The sequence below is a fragment of the Ruegeria sp. BHSA162 genome, from assembly GCF_059613385.1.
Map to the genome: position 1 here is coordinate 1 of NZ_JBXWSK010000068.1, position 17,595 is coordinate 17,595.

Genomic DNA, 17,595 nt, shown 5'->3' on the forward strand with positions numbered 1-17,595 from the left:
GTAAATTGGGCCAGTGGAAAGCGTCACTGTCGGAAGGTGGTTGCCCACGTGTCGTCTGTGTGGACATTCCCAGCGGCCTATGCGCGGACAGTGGTCGGCGTCTGGTGTCAGAGGGATTTGCCCCCGAAGACTGCGCCGTGTCGGCCAACCTGACGGTGACGTTTCATACCGCAAAGCCGGGCCATTATCTGGCCGAGGGACCAGAGTGCTGTGGCAGGATGTCCGTTGTCGATATCGGTCTGCCGGCTCTGTCAGTTGAAGAAACGCCAGATCAACGGCCGAGCGTGTTGTTGGGCACCGAAAATCTGCCTGATCTGCGGAAATCGGCTTTCCATCACAAATACGGCCACGGTCATGCGCTGATCCTGACAGGCGACACAGGTAGAACAGGTGCCGCGCGATTGGCTGCCCGCGGAGCGTTGCGCGTGGGCGCTGGTCTTGTCACGCTGGGTGTCCCTCCCGCCGCATTGCAGGAAGTCGCCGGCCAAGTCACCGCGGTCATGATTGAGCAGATCGCAGGCGAGGATGGGCTGGCCATTGCATTGCGGGACCAACGCCTGAACGCGCTGTGCCTAGGGCCCGGATTGGGCCTGGACAAGGCCCGATCGCTGGTCCCCGTGGCATTGGAGTCCGGCAGGGCAACCGTGCTGGATGCTGACGCTCTTTCGGCATTTGCCGAGGATCCGGCGTCACTGATGAAGATCTTGCATGAAAACTGCGTCCTGACACCGCACGGCGGTGAATTCGCCCGTCTGTTCCCCGACATCTCGGCCAAGCTTTCCTTACATCCCAAGAATGGACCAGCTTTCTCAAAGGTTGATGCCGTGCGCGAGGCGGCCGGCAGGGCAGGGTGCGTGGTTCTTTTGAAGGGACCGGACACTGTGATTGCGGCTCCGGACGGTCGGTGCTCGATCCATTCAGCCCACTATGATCGGGCCGCGCCGTGGCTGGCGACCGCAGGAGCGGGCGACGTGTTGGCGGGTTTTTTGACCGGGCTGCTGGCACGTGGATTGCACCCGCTGAATGCCGCCGAAACCGCCGTCTGGCTTCACGTGGAATGCGCGCGCGCTTTTGGCCCGGGATTGATCGCGGAAGACCTTCCCGAGCAACTGCCCGGTGTGCTCAAACGTCTTCAGATATGAAGTTCTTGCGTGTTCCCAAGGCGCAAGGCTAGAATATCGGCAGGATTTTGCTGTCAAGACTGCGCAAATGCATAGCGAGTGTTTGCCAAACGCATGGCCGGATGGCAGAATTCTCTTGCGGGCCGTCTGAAGCCTGCATGCGTTTGTTGTTAAAATATTGATAACACGGACATTTTGCTTTGCTGCCACTCTGTCTTTGTGGCGGATTTGCAATGATCGAGCTGAATGGCGTAGGGGCCTCTGGAACCGGACAGTTCCACTGAACATCTGGGCAGTACCTGAAACCCGAACCTTTCATGGTGAGTGCTATGACATTGAATATCAAACTCTCCTCAGTCGCCGCTGTTCTTGCGGCCACCACGGCCATCCCCGCCGCGGCAGAGCTGAAATACGAGAACAACAGCGGTGGCTATGTTCTGCTGTATGGGCAGTTCAACCCGGCAATCATCTCGGTTGACGACGGCCAAGAGACCGATACCCGCCTGCTGGACAACGACCTGTCCAACAGCCGCGTCGGCCTGAGCCTGATGCAGCCGTTTGGCCAGAACGAATTCACCTTCCGCTTTGAAACCGCGCTGGGTCTGCCGAACTCCAGTGAGTGGAACCAGCTGGGTACCGATTTCAGCGGCTGGACCCGGGAAGACATTCGTCACGTGGATTTTGCGCTGAAAGGTGGCTGGGGTAAATTCTCGGCCGGTCAGGGCAGCATGGCGTCTGACGGTGCAGCGGAAACTGACCTGTCTTATGTCGGCACCGCGCTGTATTCGTTCACCAACGATGAAAACTCGGGCTTCTTCTACCGCGGAACCGACGGAACCCTCAGCGACATCACCGTCGGCGACTCCAGCAGCAACTTTGACGGCGCGCGTCGTGGCCGCGTGCGGTATGACACGCCGGATTTCAGCGGCTTTTCGGCAAGCTTCGCCTATGGTCAGAACATCCTGTCCAGCAGTGATGACGACGACTATTACGACGTTGCTCTGAACTACAACAACACCTTTGCCGGTGGCGTCGAGTTCGCGGCAAGCGTGGCCTATGCAGTGCGTGATTTCGACGATGGTTCCGGCGACCGTGAAGACACGATCGGCTCGGCATCGGTGCTGCTGCCCAGCGGCTTCAGCTTCACCGCTGCTGCCGGTACTCGAAACAACGTGTCGGGCGAAAGCGATCCCAACTTCTGGTACACCAAGATCGCCTACGAGGATAATTGGGTGTCCTGGGGTAAGACTGGTATCGGCATCGACTACTATGATGGTTCCGATTTCAACACGGACGGGTCCAGCACCGAGTCCTGGGGTATCGCAGTGGTGCAGCGCATCGACAGCATCAACACCGATGCCTACCTGAAATATCGCAACCACGACTTCAACGACGGAACGTCGTTTGACAAGAACGAAGCTTGGGTCCTGGGGGCCCGCTGGAAGTTCTGATCCAGTTGTTGTTGTGAATTCATGGCGCCCCGGCTCTGTCCGGGGCGTTTTTTGTGGGGCAGGGTGGCAAAACAAGGCCAATCTGGCACCTTGCCCCTTGCCCTTCGGCGGCTAGGCAAATAGAAGGCGTCAAATTTGCCCGGCGCGCCCGTTTTGCGCGCCCCGAATCCTATGGGGACTACCAGAATGCAGGTTACCGAGACGCTGAACGAGGGTCTGAAACGCGGCTACAACATCGTTGTCACCGCCGCCGAGTTGGACGAGAAGGTCAATGAGAAACTGATCGAAGCTCAGCCGGAAATCGAGATGAAAGGCTTCCGCAAGGGCAAGGTTCCCATGGCACTGCTGAAAAAGCAGTTTGGCCAGCGCCTGTTGGGCGAAGCAATGCAGGAAACCATCGACGGTGCGATGAACAAGCACTTCGAAGACAGTGGTGATCGTCCGGCGCTTCAGCCTCAGGTCAAGATGACCAACGAAGACTGGAAAGAAGGCGACGACGTTCACGTCGAAATGTCCTATGAAGCTCTGCCGGAAATCCCCGAAGTTGATCTGAAATCGGTCGAGCTGGAAAAGCTGGTCGTCAAGGCGGACGACGCAGCCGTGGAAGAAGCCCTGCAGAACCTGGCTGAAACCGCTCAGGATTTCAAAGCCCGCCGCAAGGGATCAAAGGCGAAGGAAGGCGATCAGGTCGTCATCGATTTCGTCGGCAAGGTTGACGGCGAGGCCTTCGAAGGCGGTTCGGCCGAGGATTACCCGCTGGTGCTGGGCTCGAACAGCTTCATCCCCGGTTTCGAGGATCAGCTGGTTGGCGTGAAGGCCGAGGAAGTCAAAGACGTCACCGTTACCTTCCCCGAAGAATACGGCGCCGAGCACCTGGCCGGCAAAGAGGCCGTGTTTACCTGCACGATCAAAGAGGTGAAGGAACCTGTTGCCGCCGAGATCAACGACGAACTGGCACAGAAGTTCGGCGCTGAGGATCTGGCTGCTTTGAAGGCACAGATTGCCGAGCGTCTGGAAGCTGAGTACGCGGGTGCGTCGCGCGCGGTGATGAAGCGCGCACTGCTGGACGCGCTGGACGAGAAAGTGTCGTTCGACCTGCCGCCGACCCTGGTCGAAGCCGAAGCCAAGCAAATCGCGCATCAGCTGTGGCACGAAGAAAACCCCGAGGTGACCGATCACAACCACGATGAGATCGAGCCGACCGAAGAGCACAACAAACTGGCTGAGCGCCGCGTGCGTCTGGGCCTGTTGCTGGCCGAGCTGGGCCAGAAGGCTGAAGTCGAAGTCACCGACGCCGAGATGACCCAGGCGATCATGAACCAGGCTCGCCAGTACCCGGGTCAGGAGCGTCAGTTCTTCGAGTTCGTTCAGCAGAACGCTCAGATGCAGCAGCAACTGCGCGCGCCGATCTTTGAGGACAAGGTTGTAGACTACGTGGTCGAGCTGGCCAAAGTGACCGAAAAGGAAGTCAGCAAGGAAGAGCTGCAGAAGGCAATCGAAGCCCTCGAAGAGGAATAAGCCGCGTTTACTGGTCGGTCCGGGTGCCGCCGCACCCGGTCTGTCAAATGGCGATTGTCCGGACAGAATGAAATGAAAACAGGCCCTCTTCGGAGGGCCTTCTTTGTTGCTGCCGAGAACCGGAACGTATGGCGTCAGCGGCGGATCGGTTGCAAAAATTAGAGCGGAGCCGCCTGTAATGGGACGGCTCCGCATGGGTGGCTTTTGGACTTATGAGGTGAGGGGGTCAGGCCTCATGAGCAAAAGCACGGGGGGTTTGCAGCAGAGCGGTTTTCTGCTCTGGGGTGAAGCGGTCCGACAGGCTCTCGATCAATTTGAGTACGGCCTGGACTTCTTCTTTCGTCGTCGCAGCGTGCATCTGCTCGACGAAGTATTTCTCAAGATCGGTCAGTGGCTGGTGGTCAAGATTGGCGGCACCGGCCTTTGCAAGCTTGGCTTGCTGACCCGAATTGAACAGTTCGAGCGCCTGATCGTCGGTCAGGAACACGTCGTAGTCGATGCTCGAATACTCGCGGATCGATTGGATACGCTCGTCCGAACAATCCATCAGGGCGGCCATTGCGACCACTTTGCCCATCGGCTTGGCCGTTCCGACATAGTCGTACGGAGCATTTCCGGACCGTTGCAACACCCGGTTCATAACCGGATCAATGACCGCGACCGAGTCGAGCACTCCAGCTTCCTGGGCGTATTCGAATGACCCAATCATGACCTCACTGGTCACGTAGGATACGGAATTCTTGCCACGTCCCCGGCCGAGCCTTTTCGTGTCAACACAGAACCGCGTGGCTTCCCAGACTTGGGCGCTGCGGATTGGCGGCTCGTCATCAAGGATCGAGCTGAACACATCGGCCAGCATGTGCGGGCCGGTCGTCTGCAAGAGGCGCATGCACCCAACGACGTCCCCCTCGTCGTTGATGCTGACCACGTGTGCAGGATTGAGCGAGTCGAATTGATCGAATTCGCGCCCGTCCTGGATGTTCACTTCCCAGCCCAAGCGATCCCCGAACACGCGTGCTCGCAGCTTGAACATCTCATCCAAGACGTCTTTGAACTTATGCTGGTTGATGCCATCAATAACGATGATCATTCCATCCCCCTACAGTTTGGTTACCGTAAGGAGCAGATTAACCAAGTTTCGAAACAAGACTATTGGGGATATCCCGTATTTTTCTGCCTTAATTGTTAACCGGGGTAAATTAACCCCAGACCAATGGCACGGCCGATCGCCTGGGCGGTCGTAAGTGCGCCCAGTTTCTCTCGTCCGGAACGCATGTGCACCTCGACCGTCCGGTGCGAAATGCACAGAATATCTCCGATATCCTGCTGGGACTTGCCCTCGGCGACCCATTGCAGGATTTCTTTTTCGCGCGAGGATAGGGTCGGAAGGTATAGAGCCTTGGCCAAAAGGCCCGATTGCATGACGGTGTCATGTGCGTGAACCGCGGCCATCTGCAGGTCACCCATCACGTGCTTCTTAAGCTTTTTCCATTCCTCGTCCGTGCAATCCTTGGTCACGCTGAGCAAGCCAGTTTCGCCATAAGGCCCCCGAACTGGAACCGTCAGGCCGCGGTCGGTGATCCCGAAATCATGAGCGTCACGGAACACCGCGTTGAACTTGTCGTCGTGATTGAAGCGGCCCCAGTCCACCGGCGCGATGCTGAGCGCCGACTGATACAGGGTGGGATCAAGGTGATGGTAGCCTTGCGTGGCGTAGTGGATCTTCCACTCGTCCGGGTAGTTCGCGTAACCTTGGACGTCACCATTCACGGGATGGGTCGTCGCATAGGACGCATAGTCGAATCCAAGTTCGTTGCAGACAGAATTGATGATGTCGTAAGCCGACCGTTCATCATGATCAATTGTGGCCAAGTCAATAAGTTTCACTCGTCCAACCTTTGTCCCATCGGCATTTCCCCCGAAAAATGCCGTATCTGTCCGTATCACAGCCTACGTTGCGTCAATCTGAACAGATTGCGCAACCCATTTGTACATATCACATGGAGTTATTGAGTGCTAATGGCAACAGACAACCTCCGGATTACTTCATCCTGTGAGGTATTCGCGGTCAAATTGAACGCTGTATAGACCGATGTCGATTGCCCCATTTACGCTATTCGGACCGCAAGCCGGTTTCAACCAGCATTCCGCGAGCCTTGGCTTCGGGGTAGTACCCCTTTGCATAGAGGAAGATCGCGCGCTGCTGGTCGCCGTCGGCCAGCATCCAGGCCCCGCGAAGATACTTGCCCGCGTATTCCAGATTGGTGTCCGCATCCAGAAGCCCCTTGGCGTCGCCCTTGTAGCCCATCGAACGAGCGGTGGCGGGAAGGACCTGCAGCAGGCCGTAATATGGCCGGTTCGTCGCCCAGGGGCGATGCGTGCTTTCGCGGATCGCCAGCTTATGGACCAGTTCCCGCGGCAGTTCATAGTGATCAGCCCATTTGTTGATCGAATCGCGCAATTCCGGCGTTTCGTTAGGGTAGAGCGGCGGCTCGAATGCCTGTTCCTTCGTCGCTTTGCCAGACGGGTCGCTGCAGGCGGCAATCGGGGCAGCCAGAAGCACTGAAAGCAATACTCGACGCAGGACCTTTGCCATGCAACTTCTCCAGGTTGTTACGCGGCTGGATGATACGAAAGTGGCCCCGGGTCGCAAGTCCGGCGCGCTGCGGCGGCCAAAAATTGCCAGTAGAAAGAAAAAGGCCGCGCAATGCAGCGCGGCCCTTAAGATCAACAGACCTGATCGGATCAGGCTTTGGGTTCGTCTTCCTCGGTCGAAGCATCGGCGGCAACCAGTTCTTCGTCTTCCGAAGCGGCCGAGCCGATGTCGTCGAACAGTTCCGCGATTTCAAAATCTGCGGCGGCCTCTTCTTCAGCGGCCAGTTCCTGGATCGACTTGCCCGATGCCTGAAGTTCGGCTTCTTCTTCCGAGCGGGCAACGTTCAGTTTGATTTCGACCTCGACTTCGGGGTGCAGCTTGACGGAAACCGTGTGCAGGCCCAGTTCTTTGATAGGCGAGACCAGAACGATCTGCTTCTTGTCAACGGTGAAGCCAGCAGCGGTTGCAGCATCGGCTGCGTCACGCGGAGTGACCGAGCCGTACAGCGCGCCGGCGTCCGATGCCGAGCGAATCACGATGAACTGCTGACCGTCCAGCTTTTCAGCCAGAGCTTCAGCTTCTTTCTTGGTTTCCAGGTTGCGGGCTTCCAGCTGTGCTTTCTGGGCTTCGAACGAGGCGATGTTGGCCTCGGACGCGCTCAGCGCTTTGCCTTGCGGCAGCAGGAAGTTGCGGGCGTAGCCGGGCTTGACGTCGACGACATCGCCCATCTGACCCAGTTTCGCAACGCGTTCCAGAAGGATAACTTGCATATCAGTCTCTCCTTACTTCACGGCGTAGGGCAGCAGGGCGAGGAAGCGGGCGCGCTTGATGGCGCGGGCCAGTTCACGCTGCTTCTTTGCCGAAACGGCGGTGATGCGCGAAGGCACGATCTTGCCACGCTCGGAAATGTAGCGCTGCAGCAGACGGGTGTCTTTGTAGTCGATCTTCGGCGCGTTCTCGCCCGAGAACGGGCAGACCTTGCGGCGGCGGAAAAACGGTTTTGCGGCCATGATTTGGTGTCCTTTCCTCAGGCGTTGATCAACGGCGCTCGCGGCGGCCATCGCGCTCATCGCGCTTCTGCATCTGGACCGAGGGGCCCTCGGGATGTTCGTCGACCTTGATGGTCAGAACGCGCATCACGTCTTCATGCAGGCGCATCAGGCGCTCCATTTCCTGAACGGCGCCCGACGGAGCGTCGGTCTTCAGGAAGGCATAGTGGCCCTTGCGGTTTTTGTTGATCTTGTAGGCCATCGTTTTGACGCCCCAGTACTCGCTGTCGACGATCTTGCCGCCGTTGTCAGCCAATACGGTGCCAAAGTGTTCGATCAGGCCCTCGGCCTGCGCGTTGGACAGATCCTGACGCGCGATCATTACATGCTCATACAGTGGCATGTTCACTCCTGTTTATATCAAGGCGCATTTCATAGGCGGGGCCAGCAACCCTTCGCGACCCTGCCACGAGAGGCTGCGCGGTTCATGCGTATTGCGAAGGATGGCCCCGTATACACGTTTCTGGATGGTGGGCAAGCCCTGCCATGAATGCCTTTCTCACGCCGCCCAATTACCTTTGGGTCGCCCAAATCCTGACGCTTTTCGGCTTGAGGTTGTTTGCAAGCCCGGCGTTACCCGGGGGTCTCAAGAAACTTGGACAGGGCAAAAGCGATGGCCGTCATGAACACGAACACATTTCAACAGTCCGCAGCCGGCGCAGCATACGACAAGTCCGTGCCCGTGCTTATTTCCTTTGCACCGAATTGGAAGGCCCGGTTGGTCCTGTTCCGTGTGCTGGGTGCATTTCTGATCGTATCGGCCTTTTCGATGTGGCTGATGCCGGGTTCGGTCATCGGGGCCGACGTCTGGACCATCAAGCTGGTCGCATCGCTGATGTTCCTGATCCTCGGGGTGAGCCTGCTGACCATCGAGGTTCTGGATCCGCGCCCCGATGCATATTTCGACCCGATCCGCCGCGAGGTTCGGGTGCTGCAGAAGAACGAAAACGGGCGTCCGCAGACCGTGCTGCGCCGCAGCTACGATACGTTGGGCGGAGCCCGGTTCGTGGACGACCAAGTTGAACTCTTTGAAGTCGATGGCAGCCTTCTGATGAAGCTGCCGCTGGAATCGGCGGATGTCAGCCGAGCGCTGAAAGGGCAACTCAGCGGAAGCGTAACAATTTTCGCCTGAATTTTATTCTGTTCATTGAGGAACAGAATTTGTGAGAGAATGAAGGTTGTGTGCCGCCCATGGGCGGCACATCTTTGTTTTGGAGCAACCCAACCGGTTTGCGCTTTGAAAACTTTCGGAGATTGTCATGAAATCCACCCTTATTGCAGCAGCACTTGCCACGGCGGCGACCTCGGCCATCGCGGCCCCGGAGAAATACGTTCTGGACCCGAGCCACAGCCAGGTTGTTTTCAGCTACAACCATCTTGGCTTTTCGACCACCACCGGCATGTTCTCGGGTTTCGAGGGCGAGATCATGTTTGATCAGGAAGATCCTGCAGCGTCGAGCGTGACGGTTTCAATGCCCGTGGTTGAGATGATCACCGGCTGGAAACCGCGGGAAGATCACTTCATGTCCGAGGATTTCTTCGCGGCGACCGCCGAGGAGATGGTGACATTTACCTCGACCTCGATCGAGGTGACGGGTGAGAACACCGCAAAGATCACCGGGGACCTGACCTTGAACGGTGTGACCAAGCCAGTGGTTCTGGACGCCAAGCTGAATCAGGTCGGCGAGCACCCGATGGCGGGCAAGCCTTGGGCCGGGTTCGATGCGACCACCACCCTGGTGCGCAGCGATTTCGAACTGGGCAAGTTCGCGCCTTTCGTCGGAGATGAAGTTGCCATCGCGATTTCGATCGAAGCGCAGAAGGCCGACTGATCCGGGCTTCAGAACTAGAGAAACCGCCGGTGGCCGATGCCCCGGCGGTTTTTTCGTGTCGTCGGCTTACTGAGCGTTGCGTGTTGCCGTCAACTCGACCGAAACGGTGACGGCGAAGGCCAACGAATCCTCTTTCGGCATCGATTGGCCAACCCCGAAGTCGAGGCGGTTGAGGTCCATCCTGCCGGACATTTTGGCAGTCTGGCCTTGGATGTCCAAAGAGAAGGGCAATACAACGTCCAGTGTTTGATCGCGGATGGTCAGCGGACCCCTTGCTTCATACCCCGTTTCGGTTTTGTAGATCTCGGCATCGAACTGGGCCGTCGGGAATTGCGACTTGTCGAAGAAATCAGCTCCCATGGCCTGATCGGTTACCGTACCCAGGCTTAAAGACCCGATGGAGACCGTGACCTCTACCGACCCGGCCGGACCGGGTTCGACGGGGTCGTCAAAGGTGATTGCGGCGGTCCAGTCTGAAAACTGACCGGTAACAGGGTTGCCCAACTGAGTGATCGTGATGGTAAGCGTGCCTTCTTCCACCTGCCAATCCGATTGAACCGCCGCCAACTCGGCCGTTTCAACCTCGGCATCAGGCTTGTCTGAAAAACTGCCGGTCAGCAGGCCGGCTGACAGAACGCCAACCCAGACAAGCCCAGCAGCCGCGGCGGGAACCATCGAGTGCTTCTGTTCCGGCGGAACCGGCGCAGCGGACGTCCCGGGCAACATTCTCCGCAGGGTGCTGTCCTTGTCGATGACGTGGTGTTTCAGTGCTCCGGCGATGTGCAGGGTCAAAGCTGCGACGAGAACCAGCATGAAAAGCCAGTGCAGCGTTGCCATCACCTCGGCCAGATGCTCGGACTTGGGCACCAGTGGCAGGTTCTGCCCAAATGGCCAGAGGATGGGCGCAAAGCCTTCGGTAGCAGCGTGGTCGATCCAACCCGACAGAGGAACCAGAACCAAGGACCCGTACAGCAGCCAATGGACCGTTTCAGCCGCAAAGGCCTCGGGCTTGTTGTCGGCGTTCAGCAGTCCGGGCTTGGTTTGGGTGAGCGACCAGAGAATGCGTGCCAGCGCAACGAAGAAGACGGTGATCCCAACGGTTTTGTGCAGGGAAAACAGCCGTGCGGCTTGGGCAAGATCGGCCTCGGTGGTGGGGATGGTCGGGTCATAGATTGCATGGGCCAGGTTGTTGGCGAACCACCCCAAGGGCAAGGCGGTGAAGATCAACAATGCGGTCAGCCAGTGGAATGTCTTGGTCACGCTGCCATAGCTGACATTGGTGTTGGTTAGGGACATTGATCTTGCGCTCCGGGTTTTCTGCTGTGGCCAAGGTAACCGTGTGACGCACATAGACAATAGCGTGTGGCGCACAGACCCGGTGCCGTCACGCAGAGTGCAGGCAGTGCTTGTGCCGGAACCTCACTCGGTTTACACCCCGGCGCAACCTAACGTCATCCAAGAGGTTGCAATGACACTTGCGTTCGTTTTTCCGGGGCAGGGCGCCCAGACCATCGGCATGGGCAAGGCGCTGGCCGACGCTTATCCGGCCGCCAAGGCCGTGTTTGACGAGGTGGACGAAGCGCTGGGCGAAAGCCTCAGCAGCCTGATCTGGGATGGCGACATCGAGACCCTGACTCTGACGCAGAACGCGCAGCCGGCGTTGATGGCCACATCGATGGCGGCGATGCGCGCGCTTGAGGCCGAAGGGGTCGATGTGACAAGGGCCGCCTTCGTGGCCGGTCATTCGCTGGGCGAATACTCGGCCCTTGCCGCAGCCGGCGCGCTGAGTGTCGCGGACACTGCTCGCCTGCTGCGCACCCGCGGTCAAGCCATGCAGAGCGCCGTTCCGGTGGGCGAGGGCGCGATGGCCGCGATCCTGGGACTGGACCTCGACGCCGTTCGCGCCGTGGCCGAAGAGGCCGCACAGGGCGAGGTGTGCCAGGCTGCCAATGACAATGACCCTACGCAGGTCGTGGTTTCAGGTGCCAAAGCCGCCGTTGAACGCGCCGCTGAAATCGCCAAGGAAAAGGGCGCGAAGCGCGCTGTGATGCTGCCGGTCAGCGCTCCGTTCCATTGTGCCCTGATGCAGGCTGCCGCCGACGTGATGGCCGAAGCTCTGGCGGGAGTCGAAATCAAGGCGCCGGAGGTTCTACTGGTTGCCAATGTCCGCGCCGAGGCGGTGACCGACCCCGACTTGATCCGGCAATTGCTGGTCGAACAGGTCACCGGTTCGGTCCGGTGGCGCGAATCCGTTCAGTACATGGTGGCGCAGGGTGTGACCGAAGCGTGGGAGATCGGTGCGGGCAAGGCTCTGTCGGGCATGATCCGCAAAATCGACCGGTCCATTGCCTGCTCCACCGTTGGTACGCCGGAAGACGTTCAAAAAGCGCTGCAGGCAGGCGATTAACTCAAAGCTGGTCCGACAGGACACTCGAAAAGGATACCGGTATGTTTGATTTGACTGGAAAATGCGCCCTTATCACCGGGGCTTCGGGCGGGATCGGGGGCGAGATTGCACGCACCTTGCACGCCGCAGGGGCTACTGTTGGTCTGTCCGGCACGCGCGTCGAACCGCTGCAGAAGCTGGCGGATGAACTGGGCGAGCGCGCTCATGTCCTGCCGTGCAATCTGGGTGATCCCGAGGCCGTGGCCGCGTTGCCGAAACAGGCCGCCGATGCCATGGGGTCCGTTGATATTCTGGTCAACAATGCAGGCATCACCCGCGACAACATCTTCATGCGCATGTCCGACGAGGAATGGCAGAGCGTGATTGACGTGAACCTGACCGCTACCGCCAAGCTGTGCAAGGGTGTGCTGCGGGGCATGATGAAGGCGCGCTGGGGCCGCATCATCAACATCTCGTCCGTTGTTGGTGCAACCGGCAACCCGGGTCAGGTGAACTATGCCGCGTCCAAAGCGGGCATGGTCGGCATGACCAAGTCGCTGGCCTACGAGGTCGCGAGCCGTGGCATCACCGCCAATGCCGTCGCGCCGGGTTTCATTACGACCGCGATGACCGACAAGCTGACCGATGAGCAGAAATCCGGCATCCTGACGCAAGTTCCCGCCGGTCGGATGGGCGAGCCATCTGAAATTGCGGCGGCCGTTCTGTACCTTGCAAGCCCCGAAGCGGGCTATGTTACCGGAACCACCTTGCATGTGAACGGCGGCATGGCCATGTTGTAGGCGCAGCCAGGGGCAGATGCGAAAGCGTTTGCCTCTTGCGTCGTCTGTGCTATAGGCGGCGCATGTAATCAGGGGCCGGTCGTTCAGGTCGGCCTTCTACTTTCCCGGAGACCCGGGACCCAAACCGCCCGGATCGGGCAAACCAAGGCCACCCCGAGCGGGCAAGGGCAGAACCGGGCAGACCGCCCTGAAATGGAATGAGGAATAGACATGAGCGACGTCGCAGATCGCGTTAAAAAGATCGTTGTTGAGCACCTGGGTGTTGAAGAGGACAAAGTCACCGAGAACGCGTCCTTCATCGACGATCTGGGCGCGGACAGCCTGGACACCGTTGAGCTGGTCATGGCTTTCGAAGAAGAGTTCGGCATCGAGATCCCCGATGATGCAGCCGAGACCATCCAAACCTTCGGCGACGCCGTGAAGTTCATCAGCGAAGCTTCCTGATCGCTTTGAATTTGACCGAAAACGGCGCTTCCGGGCAACGGAAGCGCCGTTTTTTTTTGCCCGCTCGAATTCCCGCTTGCCTCGTGGAAAATCGGTTTGCACTGTTTGCGATGAGGCAACAAAACACCGGGTAAGGGCATGAAAAGATCCGCCCCGATGATCAACACCGCGCGCCTGATGATGTGCGCAATGCGTCCCGAGGACTTTGAAAGGTTCGCGGAGATTTGGCGCGACCCCTGCGTGGTGCGCCATATCGGCGGCAAACCCCGTACCCGTGGCGAGGCGTGGGACGCGTTCCTGCGCAATGCGGGACACTGGCAGATGGCTGGGTTCGGGCAATGGGCCGTGTTCTTGCAGGCGAATCGCAAATTGATAGGTCAGGCCGGGTTCTTTTACGGCAACCGCTGTCTGGGAGAGGATTTCGACACCTTCCCCGAGGCCGGTTGGGTGTTGGCGCCCGAGGCGCATGGCCTGGGATACGGGCACGAGGCCGTTCAGGCCGCGCATGACTGGTTCGACCGGATCATGCCCGGGCCCTTGGTGTCGATGATTGACACGGATCATAAGGCCTCGCAAAAGCTGGCGGCCAAGCTTGGATATAAATTGCTGCGCGAGACAGAGTATCGGGACAGCCCGGTGAAACTGTTTCGACGCGACGGCCCTCCGGCCCGGAACTGAAACGCTTCATTTTTTTGCGGTGCCGCAAACGGATCGTCGTTTGCCGAAACTGAGAAACGCGAACCTGCGCGCGACCAGTATGCTATCATGGATATCCGGAACGATTGAGCGGAGGAGTGTGCTCATGAGGGTTTATCCTACAATGGAATTGCAGAGCGGCCGCTGTGTCACGCTGGACAAGGGCCGTCTGGACGAACCAATGATCTGGCATGTCGATCCGGTGGAAACGGCCCAAGGCTGGGCCGCCGCAGGTGCCGAGTGGATGCACCTGACCGATTTCGATGCGATCGAGGGGCGGGACACGAACTCTGCGCTGGTCGAACAGATCATCCGCAGCGCCGAGCTGCCTGTTCAACTGGCGGGCGGGTTCCGCTCGCGCGAGCAGGTCGAGCGTTGGATCGACAAAGGGGCAGGCCGCATCGTGATTGGCACCCTGGCGGCGCGTGATCCTCATCTGTTCAAAGAGTTGGCCAAACTATACCCAGACCAGATCGTGTTGGCCGTGGACGTGTGGCAGGGCTACGTGATGACCGACGGCTGGCGTACCCAAAGTGCGTTCACCCCGGAGGCTTTCATCGAAGCGTTTGCCGATGCTCCGCTGGCTGCCATTCTGGTCACCGATATCGACAGCGACATGGTGGATGTCGAGGCGCAGCTGGGCCTGATTTCGGGGCTGGCCGCGCATTCGCGCACACCGGTGATCGCCAGCGGCGTCGTGCGCAGCAGCGACGACATCTCGCGTCTGGCCTACATTCCCAATATCTCGGGTGCGTTGGTCGGACGGGCGCTGTTCCGCAAGACGGTCGACCTGTCCGAGGCATTGGCGGTAGCCAAAACCGCCCATGAACCAGTGGCACAGTTCCAGTAACGCGGCCTAATCCGTCCGAGCCGCCCCCGACAGGTCGTCGGGGGCGGCTCGTGTGGTTCTGCTTTGGCCGCGCGCCGTGTGCAGCGCGGAGGCAGGCGGCAAGCTGCCGGTGCGGAATACGCTGTTGCTCTTGCCCCCGGACCCCGGGCCGGGGTATGAGCGTTTCTCAAACAGGAAGCAGGCAAGAGGCATTTCATGCGCAGAGTCGTTGTAACCGGTCTGGGATTGGTCACTCCACTGGCCAGTGGGGTCGAGGAAACCTGGTCGCGGCTGCTGGCCGGAGAGTCAGGTGCCGGCCCGATCACCTTGTTCGATGCCGAAGCCGCAGGGGTCACCACGACCTATGCATGCGAGGTGCCCCGCGGTGACGGGACCAACGGGACCTTCAACCCCGATGACTGGATGCCGCCCAAGGAACAACGCAAGATCGAGGATTTCATTCTGTATTCGATCGCTGCGGCAGAGATGGCCTGCAAGGACGCCAACTGGCTGCCCGAGGACGAGGAAGAACGTCTGCGCACCGGCGTTCTGATCGGGTCGGGCATCGGCGGTCTGGGCTCGATCGCGGAAACCGCCAACCTGATCCGTGACAAGGGCCCGCGCCGCGTGTCGCCGTTCTTCATCCCGGGCGCGCTGATCAACCTGGCCTCGGGTCAGGTCTCGATCCGCTTTGGCTTCAAGGGTCCGAACCATTCGGTGGTGACCGCCTGTTCGACCGGTGCCCACGCGATCGGCGATGCCAGCCGGATCATCCGGTCGGGAGATGCCGACGTGATGATCGCCGGCGGCGGCGAAGGCTGCATCTGCGAGATCGGGATTGCCGGTTTCAACGCCTGCAAGGCGCTGTCTACCAAATATGCCGACAACCCCAAGGCCGCCAGCCGCCCCTATGACGTCGACCGCGACGGTTTCGTGATGGGCGAGGGCGCCGGCATCGTGGTTCTGGAGGAATACGAGCATGCCGTGGCCCGCGGCGCCAAAATCTATGCCGAGGTTCTGGGCTATGGGATGTCGGGCGATGCCTATCACATCACGGCGCCGGCCGAGGATGGCGACGGGGCGGAACGCTCGATGAAGGCGGCACTGCGCAGCGCAGGGCTCGAGCCGAAGGATCTGGACTATATCAACGCGCATGGCACCTCGACCATGGCCGACACGATCGAACTGGGGGCCGTTGAACGGCTGCTGGGCGAACATGCCAGCAAGGCGACGATGAGTTCGACTAAATCGGCCACCGGGCACTTGCTGGGGGCCGCGGGCGCGATCGAGGCGATCTTCTCGATCCTTGCGATCCGCGATCAGGTCGCCCCGCCGACGATCAATCTGGACAACCCGGCGGTGGAAACGCCGATCGACCTTGCGCCGAATGCCAAGCGCGAGCGGGAAATCAACGTGGCGCTGTCGAATTCATTCGGCTTCGGTGGCACCAATGCCAGCGTGATTTTCGGGAAAGCATCGTAAATGTGGCGGGCTCTGGCATCCAATGCGCTGACCTTTCTTGTGGTCGCCATGTTTCTTCTTGGCGGTCTGATCCTTTGGGGGCAGTCGCAGTACAAGGCCGAGGGCCCGCTCGATACCGCCATTTGCCTTCGGGTGAAGGGTGGTTCGAACATGAACAAAGTCAGCCGTGATCTTGAAGATCAGGGCGCGATCAGCAGCGCAACGATCTTTCGTATGGCGGCAGACTACACCGACAAGTCGCAGCAGCTGAAAGCGGGTAGTTTCCTGATCTCCGAAGGCGCTTCGATGGCGGAAATCATCGACGAAGTCACCCGCAGCGGCGCCAGCACATGCGGAACCGAGGTCGAGTACCGCATCGGTGTGACCCGCACTCAGACACGGGTTCGCGAGCTGGACCCTGCAACACTGAATTTCGTCGAGGTCGCATCATTTGTCGTTGGTGAGGACGAAGTCCCTGAAGTCTATCAGGAAAAGCGGAACCAAGCCGATACGCGATACCGCGTTTCCTTGGCAGAAGGTGTCACCAGTTGGCAGGTCGTTGAGGGGCTGAAGGCCGTGGATGCCCTGACCGGAGAGGTCTCGGAAATTCCGCCTGAAGGCATGTTGGCCCCGGACAGCTACGAAATCTCACCGGGTGATGAGCGAACGGCTTTTCTGCAAAAGATGCAGGACCGACAGCAAGAGCGGATTGCCCGGGTTTGGGAGACGCGTCAAGACGGGTTGCCCCTGTCCAGCCCCGAAGAAATGCTGATCCTCGCCTCGATCATCGAGAAGGAGACAGGCATTCCGGAAGAGCGCGGTCAGGTTGCCAGTGTCTTTGTGAACCGCCTGAAGCAAGGCATGAAGCTGCAGACGGATCCCACAGTGATCTACGGCGTGACCAAGGGTCAGGGTACGCTGGGCCGAGGCCTTCGCCGCAGCGAGCTTCGGCGGAACACGCCCTGGAACACCTATTTGATAGACGGTTTGCCGCCCACGCCGATTGCCAACCCGGGACTGGCCAGCTTGCAAGCTGCCGTGGCTCCAGACGAAACCGACTTCGTGTTCTTCGTCGCAGATGGAACTGGCGGCCATGCCTTCGCCAAGACGCTGCAGGAACACAACCGAAACGTTGCCAAATGGCGTGAGATCGAAGCCGAGCGGAACAATTCGGGTAACTGATCCGCTCGTTGGTCGAGAGCAGGGCCAGCATAAATCAGGCGGACAACCCGCCTGAGAAATGAAAAGTCAAAATCCTGGAAAAAGACTGCGCGCAAGGAGACATGCGCGCAGTTTTTTTATGCGGCCGATTTGCGGCGCGGACGGCGCCGACGGTTGGCGAGGCCATTTGTGCCCTGCGGTTTCGGGCCACGGCGTCGATTGCGCTGGCGATTGCCGGGCTTGGCGGCCTC

General features: G+C 59.5%; 19 protein-coding genes. 12 read left to right on the top strand and 7 right to left on the bottom strand.

The window, feature by feature from the left end:
• The 3 genes from AC2FM5_RS15450 to tig form a co-directional block, all read left to right on the top strand.
• Positions 1 to 1,142: NAD(P)H-hydrate dehydratase (locus AC2FM5_RS15450; RefSeq protein ID WP_496736647.1), on the top strand; the 1,142-nt coding region annotated here is incomplete at its 5' end.
• Between the two features lie 308 nt (positions 1,143 to 1,450).
• Positions 1,451 to 2,572 carry a porin gene (locus AC2FM5_RS15455; protein ID WP_093962418.1) on the top strand — a complete coding sequence of 374 codons (1,122 nt, stop codon included), beginning with the start codon at positions 1,451 to 1,453 and terminating at the stop codon, positions 2,570 to 2,572.
• 186 nt (positions 2,573 to 2,758) lie between these two features.
• Positions 2,759 to 4,090 (top strand): trigger factor, encoded by a 1,332-nt coding sequence (gene tig / locus AC2FM5_RS15460; RefSeq protein WP_170340026.1) that lies wholly within the window; start codon positions 2,759 to 2,761, stop codon positions 4,088 to 4,090.
• A 226-nt stretch (positions 4,091 to 4,316) separates the two neighbouring features.
• Here the strand turns inward: tig and AC2FM5_RS15465 are convergent, their stop codons facing one another.
• The 6 genes from AC2FM5_RS15465 to rpsF all read right to left on the bottom strand — a co-directional run bounded on the left by AC2FM5_RS15465 (position 4,317) and on the right by rpsF (position 8,078).
• Complete coding sequence (locus AC2FM5_RS15465; protein WP_170418242.1) at positions 4,317 to 5,180, bottom strand: acyl-homoserine-lactone synthase; 864 nt, start codon at positions 5,178 to 5,180, stop codon at positions 4,317 to 4,319.
• Between the two features lie 95 nt (positions 5,181 to 5,275).
• On the bottom strand, positions 5,276 to 5,977 hold the full coding sequence (locus AC2FM5_RS15470; RefSeq protein WP_170338055.1) for a helix-turn-helix transcriptional regulator: 702 nt from the start codon (positions 5,975 to 5,977) through the stop codon (positions 5,276 to 5,278).
• Positions 5,978 to 6,203: 226 nt separating this feature from the next.
• Positions 6,204 to 6,686: a transglycosylase SLT domain-containing protein gene (locus AC2FM5_RS15475; protein ID WP_496736650.1), complete on the bottom strand. Its 483-nt coding sequence runs from the start codon at positions 6,684 to 6,686 to the stop codon at positions 6,204 to 6,206.
• Positions 6,687 to 6,835: 149 nt separating this feature from the next.
• Positions 6,836 to 7,456: a 50S ribosomal protein L9 gene (rplI, locus tag AC2FM5_RS15480; RefSeq protein ID WP_170358738.1), complete on the bottom strand. Its 621-nt coding sequence runs from the start codon at positions 7,454 to 7,456 to the stop codon at positions 6,836 to 6,838.
• Positions 7,457 to 7,468: 12 nt separating this feature from the next.
• Positions 7,469 to 7,696: a 30S ribosomal protein S18 gene (rpsR, locus tag AC2FM5_RS15485; protein ID WP_005608650.1), complete on the bottom strand. Its 228-nt coding sequence runs from the start codon at positions 7,694 to 7,696 to the stop codon at positions 7,469 to 7,471.
• A gap of 28 nt (positions 7,697 to 7,724) precedes the next feature.
• The gene (gene rpsF / locus AC2FM5_RS15490; RefSeq protein WP_093962413.1) at positions 7,725 to 8,078 is read right to left on the bottom strand and encodes a 30S ribosomal protein S6; all 354 of its coding nucleotides are present in this window, start codon (positions 8,076 to 8,078) and stop codon (positions 7,725 to 7,727) included.
• Positions 8,079 to 8,357: 279 nt separating this feature from the next.
• On the opposite strand from rpsF, the gene AC2FM5_RS15495 reads away from it, so the two are divergent.
• Both AC2FM5_RS15495 and AC2FM5_RS15500 read left to right on the top strand, forming a co-directional pair.
• Positions 8,358 to 8,867 carry a hypothetical protein gene (locus tag AC2FM5_RS15495; RefSeq protein WP_244952357.1) on the top strand — a complete coding sequence of 170 codons (510 nt, stop codon included), beginning with the start codon at positions 8,358 to 8,360 and terminating at the stop codon, positions 8,865 to 8,867.
• A 127-nt stretch (positions 8,868 to 8,994) separates the two neighbouring features.
• Positions 8,995 to 9,567, top strand: a complete 573-nt coding sequence (locus AC2FM5_RS15500) for a YceI family protein (protein ID WP_093962996.1) — start codon at positions 8,995 to 8,997, stop codon at positions 9,565 to 9,567.
• Between the two features lie 66 nt (positions 9,568 to 9,633).
• Here the strand turns inward: AC2FM5_RS15500 and AC2FM5_RS15505 are convergent, their stop codons facing one another.
• Entirely contained in the window at positions 9,634 to 10,863 is a 1,230-nt protein-coding gene (locus AC2FM5_RS15505; protein ID WP_496736656.1) for a cytochrome b/b6 domain-containing protein, read from the bottom strand.
• A gap of 172 nt (positions 10,864 to 11,035) precedes the next feature.
• Between AC2FM5_RS15505 and fabD the strand changes: the two genes are divergently transcribed.
• The 7 genes from fabD (at position 11,036) to mltG (ending at position 17,365) form a co-directional block, all read left to right on the top strand.
• Positions 11,036 to 11,974, top strand: coding sequence for an ACP S-malonyltransferase (gene fabD / locus AC2FM5_RS15510; protein ID WP_496736658.1), 939 nt, complete (start codon positions 11,036 to 11,038; stop codon positions 11,972 to 11,974).
• Between the two features lie 41 nt (positions 11,975 to 12,015).
• Positions 12,016 to 12,753, top strand: coding sequence for a 3-oxoacyl-[acyl-carrier-protein] reductase (gene fabG / locus AC2FM5_RS15515; RefSeq protein WP_170338567.1), 738 nt, complete (start codon positions 12,016 to 12,018; stop codon positions 12,751 to 12,753).
• A 210-nt stretch (positions 12,754 to 12,963) separates the two neighbouring features.
• Positions 12,964 to 13,197 (top strand): acyl carrier protein, encoded by a 234-nt coding sequence (locus tag AC2FM5_RS15520; protein ID WP_005982462.1) that lies wholly within the window; start codon positions 12,964 to 12,966, stop codon positions 13,195 to 13,197.
• Between the two features lie 138 nt (positions 13,198 to 13,335).
• Positions 13,336 to 13,875, top strand: coding sequence for a GNAT family N-acetyltransferase (locus AC2FM5_RS15525; RefSeq protein WP_170366317.1), 540 nt, complete (start codon positions 13,336 to 13,338; stop codon positions 13,873 to 13,875).
• Between the two features lie 124 nt (positions 13,876 to 13,999).
• Positions 14,000 to 14,743 carry a 1-(5-phosphoribosyl)-5-[(5-phosphoribosylamino)methylideneamino]imidazole-4-carboxamide isomerase gene (locus AC2FM5_RS15530; RefSeq protein ID WP_170358746.1) on the top strand — a complete coding sequence of 248 codons (744 nt, stop codon included), beginning with the start codon at positions 14,000 to 14,002 and terminating at the stop codon, positions 14,741 to 14,743.
• 195 nt (positions 14,744 to 14,938) lie between these two features.
• Positions 14,939 to 16,204 (top strand): beta-ketoacyl-ACP synthase II, encoded by a 1,266-nt coding sequence (gene fabF / locus AC2FM5_RS15535; protein WP_170338075.1) that lies wholly within the window; start codon positions 14,939 to 14,941, stop codon positions 16,202 to 16,204.
• The gene (mltG, locus tag AC2FM5_RS15540; protein ID WP_496736662.1) at positions 16,205 to 17,365 is read left to right on the top strand and encodes an endolytic transglycosylase MltG; all 1,161 of its coding nucleotides are present in this window, start codon (positions 16,205 to 16,207) and stop codon (positions 17,363 to 17,365) included. It begins immediately after the preceding gene.
• Positions 17,366 to 17,595 lie beyond the last annotated feature (230 nt).

What these genes read in the sequence shown, in the direction of transcription:
- AC2FM5_RS15455 (WP_093962418.1), top strand. Translation starts at nt 1,451, where the DNA reads ATGACATTGAATATCAAACTCTCCTCAGTCGCCGCTGTTCTTGCGGCC.
- tig (WP_170340026.1), top strand. Translation starts at nt 2,759, where the DNA reads ATGCAGGTTACCGAGACGCTGAACGAGGGTCTGAAACGCGGCTACAAC.
- AC2FM5_RS15465 (WP_170418242.1), bottom strand. Translation starts at nt 5,180, where the DNA reads ATGATCATCGTTATTGATGGCATCAACCAGCATAAGTTCAAAGACGTC.
- AC2FM5_RS15475 (WP_496736650.1), bottom strand. Translation starts at nt 6,686, where the DNA reads ATGGCAAAGGTCCTGCGTCGAGTATTGCTTTCAGTGCTTCTGGCTGCC.
- rplI (WP_170358738.1), bottom strand. Translation starts at nt 7,456, where the DNA reads ATGCAAGTTATCCTTCTGGAACGCGTTGCGAAACTGGGTCAGATGGGC.
- rpsR (WP_005608650.1), bottom strand. Translation starts at nt 7,696, where the DNA reads ATGGCCGCAAAACCGTTTTTCCGCCGCCGCAAGGTCTGCCCGTTCTCG.
- rpsF (WP_093962413.1), bottom strand. Translation starts at nt 8,078, where the DNA reads ATGCCACTGTATGAGCATGTAATGATCGCGCGTCAGGATCTGTCCAAC.
- AC2FM5_RS15495 (WP_244952357.1), top strand. Translation starts at nt 8,358, where the DNA reads ATGAACACGAACACATTTCAACAGTCCGCAGCCGGCGCAGCATACGAC.
- AC2FM5_RS15500 (WP_093962996.1), top strand. Translation starts at nt 8,995, where the DNA reads ATGAAATCCACCCTTATTGCAGCAGCACTTGCCACGGCGGCGACCTCG.
- AC2FM5_RS15505 (WP_496736656.1), bottom strand. Translation starts at nt 10,863, where the DNA reads ATGTCCCTAACCAACACCAATGTCAGCTATGGCAGCGTGACCAAGACA.
- fabD (WP_496736658.1), top strand. Translation starts at nt 11,036, where the DNA reads ATGACACTTGCGTTCGTTTTTCCGGGGCAGGGCGCCCAGACCATCGGC.
- fabG (WP_170338567.1), top strand. Translation starts at nt 12,016, where the DNA reads ATGTTTGATTTGACTGGAAAATGCGCCCTTATCACCGGGGCTTCGGGC.
- AC2FM5_RS15520 (WP_005982462.1), top strand. Translation starts at nt 12,964, where the DNA reads ATGAGCGACGTCGCAGATCGCGTTAAAAAGATCGTTGTTGAGCACCTG.
- AC2FM5_RS15525 (WP_170366317.1), top strand. Translation starts at nt 13,336, where the DNA reads ATGAAAAGATCCGCCCCGATGATCAACACCGCGCGCCTGATGATGTGC.
- AC2FM5_RS15530 (WP_170358746.1), top strand. Translation starts at nt 14,000, where the DNA reads ATGAGGGTTTATCCTACAATGGAATTGCAGAGCGGCCGCTGTGTCACG.
- fabF (WP_170338075.1), top strand. Translation starts at nt 14,939, where the DNA reads ATGCGCAGAGTCGTTGTAACCGGTCTGGGATTGGTCACTCCACTGGCC.
- mltG (WP_496736662.1), top strand. Translation starts at nt 16,205, where the DNA reads ATGTGGCGGGCTCTGGCATCCAATGCGCTGACCTTTCTTGTGGTCGCC.